Below are 14,365 nucleotides of genomic sequence, written 5' to 3' on the forward strand. Positions count from 1 at the left end.
CCGGTTTAGTAACAGCGTAAAAAAAACCAATATTTTGATGAGCTAAAAAGAGCACGCCATAGGCGCTCTTTTTAGCTTAATGCGACAAAGTTGTTTCTCGAATAATTAATTCACACTCATACTGGTACTCTTCATAAGCTATCTTTTCTTTCAAAATTTGTTTAATAAGTAAATCTGCTGCTTTTGTTCCCATATCAAAAGCGGGCTGCGAAATCGTCGTAACAGCAGGCGTTGCTACATCTGCATAAGGAATATTATCATAAACAATTAAAGATAAATCATTTGGGATATTAAATCCGTGTTGTTTAATAAATTTCTGCACTTCAATGAATACTAAATCGTTTCCAGCAAGCAGCGCTGTCGGCGGATTATCGGCTGCAAATAGCTTCTCAAGCGCTTTTTGCATGTCCGCTTTTTTGCAGTTGATAATCATGGATTCATTTACAGGCATATTGGCTGATGTTAACGCTTCTTTGTACCCTTCTACACGTTCAATCCGGGGTGTAATAGTTAATGGTTCTGTAATAATCGCTATATGCTTATGTCCAAGCTCGAGGAGATGCAAAATAGCCTGTTTTGTGGCTTCTTGGTTGTTTGCCACTACGGATGGAATTTTTCCTTTTACATCATGAATTTTACGATCCATAATAACAACCGGATATTCTTCTTTGATCATCTGCTCATAAAGAGAAGTATTGGCTCCCGTTGGAAATAAAATAAGGCCATCTACTTGCTTTGCTTTTAACATATTAATATATTTCTTTTCTTTATCAGGGTCATCATCTGCGTTACAGATGATGGCATGTATATCTTGTGAATGGCAATAGTCTTCAATTGCACGAATGACTTCAGTAGAAAATCTGTGCATAATATTCGCGACAATAATCCCAATCATCGACGTTCGCTTTTGTTTTAAGCTCCTTGCTAGATAGTTGGGCTGATAGCCGAGTGTATCAATCGCTTCTTTAATTTTCTTTCGTGTTTCTTCGCCCATATATTCATACCGCTTGTTAATGTATTGTGATACGGTGCTTTTGGAGACATTTGCTGCTTTTGCAACGTCCAGCATAGTAACTTTTTGCATCATAATCCGTCCTTTTCATTCAATCCCTAAAATTATGCTACTCCTAGTGTAAACGAAAAAAACGAAAAAGGAAAAGCCTTCTTGCTAGCAGAAGGCTTTATTTATTAAACGTACGCAAGCCTAGCTTCTTGAATTTCATGAGTAAAACGCTTCGCTTCCTTTGTTACTTGAAGTAAGTATTCAGGAGTTGGAAGCTGCTTTCCATCCACTAATGTGCTTCCTGCCCCAATAGCAGCTGCTCCAGCTTTAATATAAGCTCCTGCATTTTCAGCCGTAACGCCGCCCGTTGGCATTAATGGAATATGAGGAAGCGGTCCTGCTATATTTTTAAAATAAGCGGGGCCCACTACGCTTGCCGGGAAGACTTTAATCATATCTGCACCGCATTCATAGGCTGTTAAAATTTCAGTGGGTGTAAAAGCGCCCGGAACGCTAATGACTCCGTATCTTTTAGCCGTTTTAATTGTTCGTTCATTAACCGTAGGAGAAAAAATAAATGACGCTCCTGCCATAATAGCAATTCGTGCTGTTTCTTCGTCTAGAACAGTTCCTGCTCCAATAAACATCGAGTCGTCAAATTCATTTTTTAACTCTTTAATAACCTCTACGGCAGCAGGGTTTTCCATTGTAATTTCTAGGTTTGTTACTCCGCCTTCTTTTAACGCGTAGGCAAGCGGAATAATTCGCTCAGCACTTGCTCCTCGAATGACCGCTACAATACCGCTACTTGTAATTTTCTCAATATGCATTTGAATTCTCCTTTTCTATCGTTGCATTAAGCTGTTGTTTCAACTGGCTTTACACTTTGAACTTCTCTTGGCTTTTTCGTTGCGACAATAGTTAGAATGGCAGCAAGGAATAATGATCCCGCCATAAAGATATAGGAAGCGCCAAATCCTCCTGTTGATCCATTCAAAAACCCTACGATATAAGAACCCGCAAATGAGCCAAGTGCGCCCATGCTATTAATTAAAGCCATCGCTCCTCCGGCAACATTACGCGGTAAAATTTCAGGGATAATTGCAAAGAACGGTCCGTACGGAGCGTACATTGTCCCTCCGGCGATAACGAGTAAAGTAAAAGAAAGCCAGAAGTTGCTTGTGCCAACTAAGTATGATCCGTAAAAGGCAAGCGCTCCTACCAATAAGAACGGCCATACAAATGCGCTTCGTTTTAAAAACTTATCTGATAAATATGAAACCGTTAACATTAATACGACTGCTAATACGTAAGGAACGGACGCTAACCAACCGGTCTTTACTATACTCATGTTAGGCGCTGCTTTAATAATAGAAGGAAGCCACATAACAAATCCGTAGACGCCGATACTCCATAAAGCATATTGAATGCTTAATAAAATGACAGTACGATTTTTGAAAGCCTCTTTATAGCCTTTAACAGGTTTAATTCCTTCTTGTTCTTTTTGTAATGCTTCATGCAAATCTGTTTTTTCTTTTTTCGACAGCCAGCCTGCATCTTTTGGCTCGTCGTTTACTAGTTTCCACCATAAAAACGCCCAAATAACAGCTGGAAAACCTTCTAAAATAAACATCCATCTCCAGCCAAACGATTCTAGCAAATATCCAGAAACAATCGACATCCAAAGGACGGTTGCAGGGTTTCCTAAAATTAGGAATGTGTTGGCTCGAGAACGCTCTGCTTTTGTAAACCAGTGGCTTAAAAATACGAGCATAGCAGGCATAACGGCACTTTCAACTACGCCTAAAGCAAACCGAATAACAAACAAAAATCCAACGTGGCTTACCATACCTGTAGCTGTAGCAAGTGCTCCCCATAAAATCAGAGACCAAAAAATCAGCTTTTTGGCGCTTTTATTTTCAGCATAGTGAGCGCCTGGAATTTGAAAGAAGAAATAACCTAAGAAAAAGAGCGATCCTAATAAAGACGAAATACCTGGTGTAATATGAAGATCTTCCGCCAGCCCTGCTGCTGCTCCAAACCCGTAGTTTGCACGGTCTAAATATGCAAGGCTATACGTAATAAATACGATAGGAATTAACCGAAGCCATCTTTTTTTTGCTAGCTGCTGTTTCATTATCACTTCACTCCTTGTTTTTGGGATTCCATATATCTTTGCAACTGCTGTTCAGTTGGATATCCGTCGTTATCTCCAGGGCTTTGTACAGCTAATGACCCAATAGCATTTGCTCTCCTTACAGACTGAGTAAGAGAATCATTTTGAAGAAGTCCGCTTAACAGTCCTACTGCAAAACCGTCTCCTGCTCCGACTGTATCCACTATTTGTTTCACTTTTATTCCTTCAACCATTCCTTGCTCTTTAGCCGTCTTAAAAAAGGCTCCTTGTTCACCTAGTTTAATAACGACAAGCTCTACGCCTGCATCTAAATAGTAAGAAGCAATGTCTTCTGGATTTTCGTAGCCGGTTAAGATTTTTCCTTCTTCAATACCCGGCAGAACGTAGTTTGCTTGTTTAGCAGCTTCATTGATTGTAATAATCATTTCTTCTTTCGATGCCCAAAGAGTGGGTCTAAGGTTTGGATCAAAGGAAACCGTTCTTCCAGCTGCTTTCATCGATGTAAGTGCATGTAGAGCAAAATCGCGCATACTTGCTGACACAGCAAGCGGTATGCCTGTCATATGCATATGTTTTGCCGCTAAAAAATAGTTTTGATTAAAATCGCTGGAGTGCAAGTGACTGGCTGCTGAATTTTTTCGGAAGTAACAAACTTCCGGATCTCCCACTTCCACTTTTGATTTAATTTGAAAGCCTGTTGCATGCTCGCTATCTACTAGTACACAATCGGTGTTGACTGACTCCTCTTGTAGCCGTTTCATAATAAACGTACCGAAAGGATCGTTGCCGACTTTGCTCACCCAGCCTGCGCGCAGACCGAGACGAGCGAGACCAATTGCTACATTTGTTTCTGCTCCGGCTAGTTCTTTCGTATAACGCTTAATCTCATGCAGCGGTCCCGGCTGTTCTGCCATGAACATCGCCATTGCTTCTCCGAAGGTAATAACGTCTAATGAATTCATTGCACTTCCTCCTGTTCTGCTGCTTGCACCAATGAAATGAAGCCTGGAACTTGTTCTGGTTCATCGATTGGAAACTCTAAAGCTTTAAAAGTAGAATGAGAAAACCCTTTCAAAATATCTTTCCACATTTCATTTGAACCGTTTGATATAGCGGTGGTCACTAGCTTTCCGCTGTTTTTTATTACGTGTTTAATATGAATATAGCCCACAAATGACCTTAGCTTTTTGATTGCTTCCTGGGGTTGTTCATGTACATAAAGCCAATTACCAATATCAAACGTCATGGAAACAGGAACTTCGTAAGCGTTATCAAAAAATGCGTGCAGAGATGCTATGTTGCCTCCGTGACTGGTTTGATCGTTTTCTACAAATAGACGTAAAGCTGGAAATGCTTCTAATAGCTGCTGTAAATCTGCTATAGGCGATTGGGGCTGATAAAAACCAAGAGAAACTTTTACCCACTGAGCGCCAAGTAATACGGCTTCTTCAAGAATAGCTTTTAATTCTTGTGTGTTTAACTCTCCATTTTCTCTCCACAGTTCAATTGGAGCCGAATATACTGTAAAAAGCGGATATTTTTTTAATTCTTCGGCAATAAGCTCAATCTCTTGATCTACTTTTTTCATTAACTCTCTTCGAATTTCCACTCCATGTACTTGCTGCTCATGTATTTTCCCAATCATGGTGTGCTGAAAGCCTGTTGTTTCAAATGCATTTAACGGGATAATGATACTATTCATAAATCGACCTACCTTTCTTATTATGCTAACTAACCACTTACTAAACCGGTTTAGTAAATCGATTTATCTAAATTATAAGACTATTGAAAGCGCTTTTCAAGCTTTTTTTATAAATTATAAAAAAAAGAAACAACACAGCTTTATGCCGTGTTGTTTCTTAGTGACCATCTGTGCTTTTTACTAGATTGCGATCTTGCTGGTAAATATCATAAATCAAAAAGCTAAAGCCATAGTACAAGACCATGATGACAACTGACTTCGTCATGATAAATAAAGCGCCTAGCCCGATACCAACTAACAGCGTCTGGACACTTAAACGGTCACGCTGGAAAGCTAGCTGTGATAGGAAATAACCAATACCAATTAAGACGGCCAATACCCATGTGTTTTCAATGGCTAATATATAGTGACTATATAAATAAAAGCTAGGAAAATAGACGGTGCTTTCTACGAAGCTGGAAATACCGCTGTATGCTAGCCACCACTTTTGCTCTCTTTCCGTTTTAGGAACGGTTGCCTCAATTGACGTGGGCATTTCCTGTTCCACAAAAACCGTTTCTCCATGATCTTTCATCCATTGAAGCATAATGGAAAGAATGATAAAGCCTGCAAAGATTAAAAGCAGCAAATATTCAATCCACGCTGGATACGGAGCCGTGCGATGAATCGTATCGAGATATACTCCCTGTAATCCTAACATAGAAATTGGAACCCTATGGTATACCATCACCGCAATATAAAATAGTAAAATTAGCACATAAAAAAAGAACTGTTCTTTGTAGTAGCGAACTTTTTTGCCTTCTGAAGCAAGTCGCTTAACAGTCACGCTTTCCAAGTGCGGACGGATAATGCTTATGATAATAATAAGACACGTAAATACAATCATATAGTTATGTAATCACCTTTTCAACTTCGTTATGTAACATGTTTTTTCATTTTTTCCATCCGTAAGAACAGTAGGTTAACAGCCTCTGCACTTTCTTATAGTACCAAAAAACTAAACTTTTTGACAATCCTGATTTATCAATTAGGAAGATGAAATAAGCATAGCTACATTGATGCCGCTAATCGTGACCATAGGAGACCCTCCTCCAGGGTGAGTCGTTCCTCCTACAAAATATAAGTTTTTAACATCTTTTGAGACGTTGCTTGGGCGAAGAAAACTATCCATTTTCCGGTTTGAACTCACGCCGTACAAAGCACCTTTAAATGCGCCAAACGTTTGTTCAATTTCATATGGAGTAACAATTCGTTCATGTACAAGCGAAGGCTCGATATCTAAACCAAACTGAGAAAGCTTGCGATAGACAACTTCTCTGTAAGCTTTCATTTCTTCTTGATTCTCTTCTTTCACAGCAGGAGCATTCACTAAAATAAATAAATTATCACCCGGAGCTACCGTGTTATCGGTATATGAAGAATTACAAATGTAGATGGTGGGATCGGTTGGAAGCGTTTTTTGCTGAAATAGCTCATAGAATTCCTGTTTATAATCCTGAGAAAAATACACTTGATGATGAATCAGCTGAGAAAAACGCTTCTTAACAGCTGCCATGATCACATAAGCTGATATGGAAGGCTCGAATTCAGCTGCTTTTTTGTTTTTAAAATGAGGTCTATCCTGTTCTTTTACAAGTGCCGGATAGGCTTTTAGCAAGTCCCCGTTCACAATAACGACATCCGCGTCTATCTTTTCTTCTCCATTTACTTCCACTCCGACAGCCCGTTTATTTTTTACGATTATTTCAGTAACGCTGCAGTTTGTATACAGCTTTCCTCCAGCTTTTTGGAATACATGTCCCAGCCCTTTTGCAATTCTAGGATTTCCTCCTTTTACATAGTACACCCCATCATTCATTTCTAAATGTCCAATCAGTGAAAACGTAGCGGGTGATGTATAAGGTGAAGATCCGATATAGGTTGCATATCGATTAAATGCATTTCGAATGTTTTCGTTTCGAAAAAAACGCTGATGAAACGTATCTACTGTTTCAAACGGCCTTACTTGCAGCAATGCTTTTAATAAAGAAGGGTTTGTGTAATCTTTCCACGATGAAAATGTCCGGTAGAAAAATTGGCTTTTTGCAATGTCGTATATTCTTTTTACTTCTTTTAAATAGGCAGGGTATTGCTCCGCAGCAAAGGGATCGAGACGTTCAAGCTGCTGAATCATCTTTCTTTCATCTATAGACATGGAAAATTGGGAGCCGTCGGTGAAGAAATTATTCGTATGATGCGTTAGTTTGACAAGAGGCATATAGTCTTCTGGGCGTTCACCCGCTTGCTCAAATAACCACTGAAAAACTTCGGGCATTGTAATGGTATTAGGCCCAAAATCAAAAGAATATTCTCCTAGCTGCACAGGCATCATTTTTCCGCCTACATGCTCGTTTTTTTCCACAATTGTGACATCGAACCCCTTTGTTTGAAGAAGAACTCCTGCAGCTAATCCGCCTAACCCTGCCCCAACTATTAGTACTTTTTTCATTGATAATGCCTTCCTTTCCATTCATATCCCTGCCTTTTTCGTTCACGCTTCATGGAATGATTCATCAGCAGCATCAGCACAATTGCCGACGCGGGCATCGTACAAAACAAAAGCCCTTTTTGCTGAGCCGACCGGTCAATTAAAAACCGCTGAAAAAGCATAATGCAAAAAGGCAGAATCCAAAGCATGTTGCCTGTGAATATTCCTGCTATAAAAAAAGGAAGCGGCAGCACATAGTAACAGGCAAAAAAAACGCTTAGTACCCAAACTGCTTTAGCGGAGCGGCCCAGACCTACAAAGATGTTTTTAGCAAAACCGTTCCATACTTCTTCTGTTGTTTCATACATATAACAGCTAACATGAGAGGTAATATTAGCTAAAATGACGCGGTGTTTCTTTTGCTTAAAAAGCTGGGCTAGGTGGACATCTTCTACTAGTGAAGATTTGACGGCTTCATGTCCTCCTACGGCCTCGTATGTTTCTTTTTTTATAAACATAAAAGCACCGTGAGCCGCTGAAGCTTTGCTCATCTTATTACGATTAGCTACGACAACCGGTAAATAACTAAAAACAACCACATGCTGAAGCGGAACAACCAATGCTTCTAACCACGTTTTTACGGGAAAACGAGGGAAACCTGTTAAAAGAGCGGCTTTTGTCGCTTGTGCTGTGGCCAAAGTATGTTCCAGTGTACGTTCTTTTAGTGCTACATCTGCATCTACAAACAATAAATAGTCTCCATTTGCAGCTTGCGACAGCTGGTGACAGGCATGAACTTTTCCGACCCAGCCCTCTCTCAGCTCTTTTCCTTCTATGATGGTAAACCTCGGATCCCCGTGAATTTCTTTCAACAGCTGTGTTCGTGTTTGATCTGTGGACTGATCGTCTAGTATGACACATTCTAGATTGCTGTACGTTAATCCTTTAATAGAGGAAATGATTCGCTTTACATTTCGTTCTTCATTTCGCATTGGAATCAAAATAGAAATAAGAGGCTGAGGTGTTTTGGAATCTGGCTCGTATCTTTTTAATTTAGGCATTGCTTTAATATTTACAATGGTTAGAAGCAGCATAAAAATAAATAAAAGCATATAGTAAATCATTCTTTCACCTTCGCTTTCCACCACGTTAACCATTCACTAAGCGTCTTTTTTCCTTTTAATAAAACCGTAAATTCCTCATCGTTTTCTTGAATTATTTTCTGTTTTTGATAATCGAGCTGAGCAGTGACTGCACCGCCTAGCGTGTTGGTTATCTCTTCTCTTGCCTTAGATGAGTCGTAAAAAACAGCTTGCCCTACCCAGATAAAAAGCTCCGGTCGCTGATCATGGCGAAACGTATAATAATACGTAATGGGAATAACTTCAACGTCAGAATGCTTCTTTAGAAGAAAAGCAGGTCCTTCAGAAAAAGTTAACGGTCTTTTTTCAAGATGCTCTTCTTTTCCTTGGGGAAAAATAAGCACCGTTTTTTTCTCTTCTAACAGCTTACTGGCAAACCTTAACGATTCCACCGTATGCTTCGGAGACGCTGCATTTACTGAAAAAGCTCCGATTCGTTGAAAAAAAGGAAAATCCTTCATTCCTTGTTCGGACATCATAGCGTATAGATCTGTTTTTAATACCGCGTTATTTAAATAAAATGTCACTAAACCGTCCCACCAGCTGGAATGATTAGCAATTAATAAAATTTTTTTATCTTTTGGGAGCCCTTCTATATGTAAATGAATACGATAAAATTGCTTTTTAAGCTGATATGTGACAAACAGTTGAAAAAATCGCTCAAATATTGAGTTTTTCTTCGGGTAAATCATAAGCGAGTCTCCTTTTTATACACAATATAAAGAATAAGAAAAGGAATCATCGTCAGCCATACGACAAGCCATAGGCCATTCGCTAACGCTACAATCACAAACATCATGACAACTGCACTATACAAAAATACCATTCTTTTTTCCCACACCGGATTTTCCTCTTTAGGAGACTTAGCTAAAAAGAAATATACGACCAGCTGAATGAAGAAAGACAATAAAAACCAGCCGGAGAAATTTGATAAAGGAATATTATAATAAAAGCTGTCCCCTTCCCACGCCCAATATTGTTTAACAACATAGGCAACAGGATCAATAGCCAAATCCATAATAACAGCAAAAAGCGAACTAATGACTGCATAGGCAATTCCATGTACAATAAACGGCAGTTCCATACGTTTCATAATTCCCAGAGCTAATATTCTGCTTGTGATCACAACCATAAACCAAGCCGAACCAATGGTCAGAGGAACCCCTAAGATTTTGGCGCCAAAATCTTTTTCATAATCGTAGGATCCAAATAAAAATCCATACTTAACACCTAGACTTTCGATATAAATAGATGCGCCTGTCACAAATATCGCAATGAGCAGTGCCCGCCTTACTCCATAAGCTTTAGCTAGATAAATAAGAGCAAGAAGACTGCTCAAGTGTAAAAAGACCGCGTTTGCCCATTCTAACCATGAAGGCAGCAAATCGAAGGAAAGCAAGACGACTCCGCATACGTACCAGATAAGAAAAAAACGATAAATACCATTTGTGATCATCCTCTATCCACCTTCTCTCCAGCTTCTTTTTGTCAAAGTGCTATTATATAAGCTTGTACACATTCTCTCCATTTTCAATGTGCTCTTTTTTATGAGTAGTCCGCGCTCTCTTAAAATTATGTAAAAACAGCCGCTGTTAGTACGTTCCCTAAATAAGAGACTTTATTACTTATTTATAAACAAAAATAAAATAAACGTCCATTAAAATCTACGGATGTATAGATTGTAATGACGTTTATTTTTTCTTATGTATATACACTTCTAATAGCTTTTTGACAATGAGCCCGACAACAAGTCCGGGTATAACAGACAGCATAGGAAGCCAAATTGGTCCTATAAAAACACCGTTGATGGTTGTTACTGAGGAATACATAATGCCTACTGTAACAAAATAAGCACAGGAGACAAAAGGAATAAATGTAAATCTCGATGCGCCGGTTTCTGCTTCTTTAACAGCATCCCAAATTGCAAAAAAATACAAACATGGATAAAACATTAACCACTGCATGTTCATTACCTCTAGGGACTGCCTTGTTTCTCCTAAAAAGCTTAAGCGAATACCTTCATTAAAATTTGCGCCCATATTAATGAGAAATTCAAGTACAATAAACAAAATTCCTTTTATATGTTTTTTGTTTAGTAATTGTCCAAAGCCCGGCAACGCAATGCTCCATAAAAGAGCTTCTAGTCTAGTCACGTTCTGTCCTAACATTTTGACGTATAAAAGAACTCCACAGCATGATATCAGTAGAAATTTTGTCCATAGTTATCAACCTCACAATAATTTACTCATAGTTTTTGTAAATGTAAAATTTTTATACTACATCTCCTTTAATATTTGTAACTTATTGTAAATTGATAAATAGTTTAGCTATTCGACCAGACATTTTCGTTTAGAATTTTCTGTTTATTAAAACAAAAACGTACGATATACTAGTTTTATACGTACGAAAGGATGAGAAAGCTGACATGGAAACAAGTTTTTTTTCAATTTTAATACTAGGGTTTTTTTTAGGAATCAAGCATGCTCTAGAACCAGATCATATTATCGCTGTATCAACCATTGCTTCAAAAAGTAAAAAGCTGTGGCGCTCTTCGCTTGCAGGAGTATACTGGGGGATTGGTCATACGCTTACGCTGTTTATTTTTGGCATGATTTTAATGGTGTTAAAAAGCAGTATTTCTGAACGTATGAGCATGTCACTTGAATTTTTAGTAGGCATTATGCTCGTTTACCTCGGTTTTACATCTTTTCTGTCTTACAAAAAACAAGTACATACGCATCACGAAAAAACGTCTTACTTAAAGTCATTGGGCATTGGCTTTGTTCATGGACTGGCCGGAAGCGCAGCGATGGTTGTATTAACGATGAGCACCGTTACTCACGTATGGCAAGGTGCTCTGTACATTATCATTTTTGGAATCGGCACTTGTCTTGGCATGCTGTTATTTACAACGGTTATTGGGATTCCATTCGTTACAACTAAAAAACAAGTGACGTTAAACCGCTGCTTGATGCAGGTAACAGGCGCTGTCAGCATTATATTTGGCCTTTATTATATGTATAATTTAGGTGTAAGCAACGGCTTGTTTAGCCTGTGGTTCTAAAAGTGAATGAGACATAACGAAAACAATTCCATCTAAAGATGAACAAGTAGGATAAATGATCTGGACTGCCTGTTCCACAGCAGTTGATTTCTGTGCAAGACGTCGCTTTGTCCTCTAATCAACGGCTAGAAGGAGCTAAATACAGGGAACCTACGTTCACCCTACCAATAAAAAAATCCGAACGAATTTGATTCTCCACTAAGAATCCAGCTCGTTCGGATCTTCTTTCAACTCACATATTTTTTGTCCCAGCCTCTTTAATACTTACGCAAAAGTGATACTTCAGCTTTTAGTAAATGCTGTCGGAAGAATCCGTATACTTTAGCGATTATGTCTTCAACTTCTTGTGTACTAGCAGCTAATATTCGAATAGCACATCCGGGGATCGGAAGTGCGGAAGCTCCTACTTTACAGCCTGCCTCTTCGCACAGCTGATGTACTTTCGCTATAAATGCATCGTCGGCGTTTGGATGAACAATGATAATCGATCCAAAATGAGTATACCCTTCCATTTTCATCATGCCGCGCAAATGGCTTTCTGGCTTCAAGTATAAGTGATCGTATACCTTCAGCTGCTCGTTTACATACAGTTTAAGCTTGGAACGCATAGAGGTATATTGAAACAGCTGCCCATCCGGCGACCACCCCGGAGTTATGCTGTCACACATAAACAAAGCAGCGTTTTGTGCCATATAAACCGTTATTTCTTGAACAAATGCAGCATTTTCATACAAAATAAGCGGGTCTGGTATATATTCCATGATGGCTTGTTCTTCAAGAGTTATACACGTTTCTTGTAAAACAGCTTCGTTCGGTGTTTTGTACACCTTTGTCGCAGATTGAGTAGTAGCCGTCAGCTGGGCATTTTTCTCTACCGTTATCATCGTTTTATACTTGTCTCCGCTTACGTATCCTCCGCCTACGTGAAGCATATAGACAAAAGGGGATTCAGGAGTCATGTAAATAGGTCTGGCAACTTTGAAAGCCCCGTAATGGTACGTATCTTTAATAACGGTTCGCTCACTGTTTCTTTCTGCTCGAAGCTCTAAATAACCCGTGTAGCTCATGATTCAAGGCCGATTAAAAAGGCCTCTTTTTTAATCCATTCTATCACTTGGTCGAGCCCTTTATCTTCTTTTAAATTGGTGAAAACAAAAGGCTTGTGCCCTCTCGCTTGGATTGTATCTTTTTCCATTACTTCTAAACTGGCTCCTACATACGGGGCTAAATCTGTTTTGTTGATAATGAATAAATCAGATTTAATCATTCCTTGACCGCCTTTACGCGGGATTTTTTCCCCTTGTGCTACGTCGATGATATAAATCGAAAAATCAACGAGCTCTGGGCTAAACGTTGCGGCTAAATTATCTCCTCCGCTTTCTACAAAAATAAGTTCAACATCCGGGTGACGTTCCACTAACTCATCGATCGCAGCAAAGTTCATAGATGCATCTTCTCGAATGGCCGTATGAGGACATCCTCCTGTTTCTACTCCTACGATGCGATTTTCCGGTAAAATACTGTTTTTTACTAGAAATTGCGCGTCTTCTTTTGTGTAAATATCGTTTGTAACGACCGCCATGCTTAGCTGTCCTTCTAGTGCACGCGTTAATCGTTCTACTAACATTGTTTTCCCTGCACCAACAGGTCCACCAATTCCAATTTTAATTGCATTCATTTTTTACGCCTTCATCGTTAGAAGGCCTTCCCTCCTTTTTTATGACATGAACAATCGGACATGCAATTGTTCATGCTGCATTTGAGCGATTTCTAACCCTGGTGTCACGGCACCAAATTCCTCTTGATCTGCTTGTAAAATATGCTGAAGTGCGTGCTGCAGCAGCGGCTGAAAAAGAACGAGCGTTTTTTGTCCATCCGTTTGACCGATCGGTATGCCGCGAACAGCATTTTGGATTAACGAAGAAATGCTAGCGTACAAGTGACTTAAAATTGCGTCTTCTTTTGTGATATTTAACTGCAGGCTGGCTAACGCAAATACAACAGCAGGATGTCCATACGCCTTCTTTGCTTTTACCTCACTCATATACTTTTCTAAATAAGAGCCTTGAAATAACTCTAAGCAAAGTTTTAACATGCGCTGGCCCACGCGTCTTGTCCCTTCTCTTGTTTCTTTTGACAAAGCAAGAGCGTATAATTCATGATCCACTCTCATAATTTCGTTAAACTGGTCATGAGCCGCATACTCATAAGCCAGTCTGCATGCTAAGCCGTCCGTATACGTGAGCTGAACATCAAGGTATGTACGAAGCGCTTCTTGAAAGGTTTCTGTGTTGTAAATTTGGTTTCGCTGAATATACGTTTCAAAGCCAAACGAATGTGAAAATGCACCGGATGGAAAATTTGAATCACATAGTTGAATCAGCGAAAGCAATGAATTAGTCATGACTGTGTCCGATATGCTTAAAAGCTTGTTTTACTTTTCTTTTTTCGCGCTTATAGGGAATATCAAGCTGCCGGAGCAATTCTTCGACTAAATAATCGTACTGTACGAGCATGTCTCCACCTTCAAACTGTGCCGGCAAATGGCGGTTGCCAAGCTGATGAGCAATTTCTCCCATTTGCTGAATATCAATCGGCTGAATCGTCAAAATATCGTCTGCCAGCACCTGCACAACAATCATATTGCTTTCATCCATAAACAGCACGTCGCCATCAGTGAGCTCGCGATTTTCTTTTAGACGAATTCCTAGTTCCTTACCGTGATCTGTTACAACGCGCTGAACTCGTTTTACTAAGTGATCACTTTCGATATATACCTTTTCTATATGTGGAGCCCTTTTTTCTAATGTTGCCATATTTCCGATAATTTTTTCGATTACCATTTCTTTC

General features: G+C 39.3%; 16 protein-coding genes. 1 reads left to right on the forward strand and 15 read right to left on the reverse strand.

Annotated features, from left to right (window positions below; all coding sequences use genetic code 11):
• Positions 1-76: 76 nt before the first annotated feature.
• The 11 genes from JNUCC25_RS14795 to JNUCC25_RS14845 form a co-directional block, all read right to left on the reverse strand.
• Positions 77-1,087 carry a LacI family DNA-binding transcriptional regulator gene (locus tag JNUCC25_RS14795; RefSeq protein WP_013057640.1) on the reverse strand — a complete coding sequence of 337 codons (1,011 nt, stop codon included), beginning with the start codon at positions 1,085-1,087 and terminating at the stop codon, positions 77-79.
• 101 nt (positions 1,088-1,188) lie between these two features.
• A complete protein-coding gene (locus JNUCC25_RS14800) occupies positions 1,189-1,833 on the reverse strand; it encodes a bifunctional 4-hydroxy-2-oxoglutarate aldolase/2-dehydro-3-deoxy-phosphogluconate aldolase (protein WP_013057641.1) in 645 nt (214 codons plus the stop codon).
• Between the two features lie 26 nt (positions 1,834-1,859).
• Positions 1,860-3,140: an MFS transporter gene (locus JNUCC25_RS14805; protein WP_029322567.1), complete on the reverse strand. Its 1,281-nt coding sequence runs from the start codon at positions 3,138-3,140 to the stop codon at positions 1,860-1,862.
• 2 nt (positions 3,141-3,142) lie between these two features.
• Positions 3,143-4,102 (reverse strand): sugar kinase, encoded by a 960-nt coding sequence (locus tag JNUCC25_RS14810; RefSeq protein WP_029322569.1) that lies wholly within the window; start codon positions 4,100-4,102, stop codon positions 3,143-3,145.
• Positions 4,099-4,842 (reverse strand): sugar phosphate isomerase/epimerase family protein, encoded by a 744-nt coding sequence (locus JNUCC25_RS14815; protein ID WP_029322571.1) that lies wholly within the window; start codon positions 4,840-4,842, stop codon positions 4,099-4,101. The genes JNUCC25_RS14810 and JNUCC25_RS14815 overlap by 4 nt, the downstream gene beginning before the upstream one ends.
• A gap of 157 nt (positions 4,843-4,999) precedes the next feature.
• Positions 5,000-5,728 carry a hypothetical protein gene (locus tag JNUCC25_RS14820; RefSeq protein ID WP_454222058.1) on the reverse strand — a complete coding sequence of 243 codons (729 nt, stop codon included), beginning with the start codon at positions 5,726-5,728 and terminating at the stop codon, positions 5,000-5,002.
• A gap of 141 nt (positions 5,729-5,869) precedes the next feature.
• Positions 5,870-7,330, reverse strand: a complete 1,461-nt coding sequence (locus JNUCC25_RS14825) for a phytoene desaturase family protein (RefSeq protein ID WP_280167210.1) — start codon at positions 7,328-7,330, stop codon at positions 5,870-5,872.
• Positions 7,327-8,466, reverse strand: coding sequence for a glycosyltransferase (locus JNUCC25_RS14830; protein ID WP_454222060.1), 1,140 nt, complete (start codon positions 8,464-8,466; stop codon positions 7,327-7,329). Before JNUCC25_RS14830 ends, JNUCC25_RS14825 begins: the two co-directional genes overlap by 4 nt.
• Positions 8,430-9,143 carry a lysophospholipid acyltransferase family protein gene (locus JNUCC25_RS14835; protein WP_029322579.1) on the reverse strand — a complete coding sequence of 238 codons (714 nt, stop codon included), beginning with the start codon at positions 9,141-9,143 and terminating at the stop codon, positions 8,430-8,432. The genes JNUCC25_RS14830 and JNUCC25_RS14835 overlap by 37 nt, the downstream gene beginning before the upstream one ends.
• Positions 9,140-9,907 (reverse strand): carotenoid biosynthesis protein, encoded by a 768-nt coding sequence (locus JNUCC25_RS14840; RefSeq protein ID WP_454222061.1) that lies wholly within the window; start codon positions 9,905-9,907, stop codon positions 9,140-9,142. The genes JNUCC25_RS14835 and JNUCC25_RS14840 overlap by 4 nt, the downstream gene beginning before the upstream one ends.
• 235 nt (positions 9,908-10,142) lie before the next feature.
• Positions 10,143-10,604, reverse strand: coding sequence for a hypothetical protein (locus JNUCC25_RS14845; RefSeq protein WP_029322582.1), 462 nt, complete (start codon positions 10,602-10,604; stop codon positions 10,143-10,145).
• A gap of 272 nt (positions 10,605-10,876) precedes the next feature.
• Here JNUCC25_RS14845 and JNUCC25_RS14850 point away from each other — a divergent pair, with 272 nt between their 5' ends.
• Positions 10,877-11,515, forward strand: a complete 639-nt coding sequence (locus JNUCC25_RS14850) for a HoxN/HupN/NixA family nickel/cobalt transporter (RefSeq protein WP_013057651.1) — start codon at positions 10,877-10,879, stop codon at positions 11,513-11,515.
• A 257-nt stretch (positions 11,516-11,772) separates the two neighbouring features.
• Here the strand turns inward: JNUCC25_RS14850 and JNUCC25_RS14855 are convergent, their stop codons facing one another.
• From JNUCC25_RS14855 to ureE, 4 genes are read right to left on the reverse strand one after another with little or no spacing between them, the layout of a single operon-like run.
• Positions 11,773-12,582 (reverse strand): urease accessory protein UreD, encoded by an 810-nt coding sequence (locus JNUCC25_RS14855; RefSeq protein WP_029322584.1) that lies wholly within the window; start codon positions 12,580-12,582, stop codon positions 11,773-11,775.
• Positions 12,579-13,193, reverse strand: coding sequence for an urease accessory protein UreG (ureG, locus tag JNUCC25_RS14860; RefSeq protein ID WP_013057654.1), 615 nt, complete (start codon positions 13,191-13,193; stop codon positions 12,579-12,581). Before ureG ends, JNUCC25_RS14855 begins: the two co-directional genes overlap by 4 nt.
• A 39-nt stretch (positions 13,194-13,232) precedes the next feature.
• On the reverse strand, positions 13,233-13,919 hold the full coding sequence (locus JNUCC25_RS14865; RefSeq protein WP_013057655.1) for an urease accessory protein UreF: 687 nt from the start codon (positions 13,917-13,919) through the stop codon (positions 13,233-13,235).
• Positions 13,912-14,358 carry an urease accessory protein UreE gene (gene ureE / locus JNUCC25_RS14870; protein ID WP_013057656.1) on the reverse strand — a complete coding sequence of 149 codons (447 nt, stop codon included), beginning with the start codon at positions 14,356-14,358 and terminating at the stop codon, positions 13,912-13,914. Before ureE ends, JNUCC25_RS14865 begins: the two co-directional genes overlap by 8 nt.
• Positions 14,359-14,365 lie beyond the last annotated feature (7 nt).

It is taken from the genome of Priestia sp. JNUCC 25 (assembly GCF_053667915.1).

Excerpts from the sequence above, each read along its gene's own strand:
- JNUCC25_RS14815 (WP_029322571.1), bottom strand. The coding sequence starts at position 4,842 with ATGAATAGTATCATTATCCCGTTAAATGCATTTGAAACAACAGGCTTT.
- ureE (WP_013057656.1), bottom strand. The coding sequence starts at position 14,358 with ATGGTAATCGAAAAAATTATCGGAAATATGGCAACATTAGAAAAAAGG.
- JNUCC25_RS14805 (WP_029322567.1), bottom strand. The coding sequence starts at position 3,140 with ATGAAACAGCAGCTAGCAAAAAAAAGATGGCTTCGGTTAATTCCTATC.
- JNUCC25_RS14825 (WP_280167210.1), bottom strand. The coding sequence starts at position 7,330 with ATGAAAAAAGTACTAATAGTTGGGGCAGGGTTAGGCGGATTAGCTGCA.
- JNUCC25_RS14855 (WP_029322584.1), bottom strand. The coding sequence starts at position 12,582 with ATGAGCTACACGGGTTATTTAGAGCTTCGAGCAGAAAGAAACAGTGAG.
- JNUCC25_RS14795 (WP_013057640.1), bottom strand. The coding sequence starts at position 1,087 with ATGATGCAAAAAGTTACTATGCTGGACGTTGCAAAAGCAGCAAATGTC.
- JNUCC25_RS14865 (WP_013057655.1), bottom strand. The coding sequence starts at position 13,919 with ATGACTAATTCATTGCTTTCGCTGATTCAACTATGTGATTCAAATTTT.
- JNUCC25_RS14850 (WP_013057651.1), top strand. The coding sequence starts at position 10,877 with ATGGAAACAAGTTTTTTTTCAATTTTAATACTAGGGTTTTTTTTAGGA.
- JNUCC25_RS14835 (WP_029322579.1), bottom strand. The coding sequence starts at position 9,143 with ATGATTTACCCGAAGAAAAACTCAATATTTGAGCGATTTTTTCAACTG.
- JNUCC25_RS14800 (WP_013057641.1), bottom strand. The coding sequence starts at position 1,833 with ATGCATATTGAGAAAATTACAAGTAGCGGTATTGTAGCGGTCATTCGA.
- JNUCC25_RS14820 (WP_454222058.1), bottom strand. The coding sequence starts at position 5,728 with ATGATTGTATTTACGTGTCTTATTATTATCATAAGCATTATCCGTCCG.
- JNUCC25_RS14810 (WP_029322569.1), bottom strand. The coding sequence starts at position 4,102 with ATGAATTCATTAGACGTTATTACCTTCGGAGAAGCAATGGCGATGTTC.
- JNUCC25_RS14830 (WP_454222060.1), bottom strand. The coding sequence starts at position 8,466 with ATGGTTAACGTGGTGGAAAGCGAAGGTGAAAGAATGATTTACTATATG.
- JNUCC25_RS14840 (WP_454222061.1), bottom strand. The coding sequence starts at position 9,907 with ATGATCACAAATGGTATTTATCGTTTTTTTCTTATCTGGTACGTATGC.
- ureG (WP_013057654.1), bottom strand. The coding sequence starts at position 13,193 with ATGAATGCAATTAAAATTGGAATTGGTGGACCTGTTGGTGCAGGGAAA.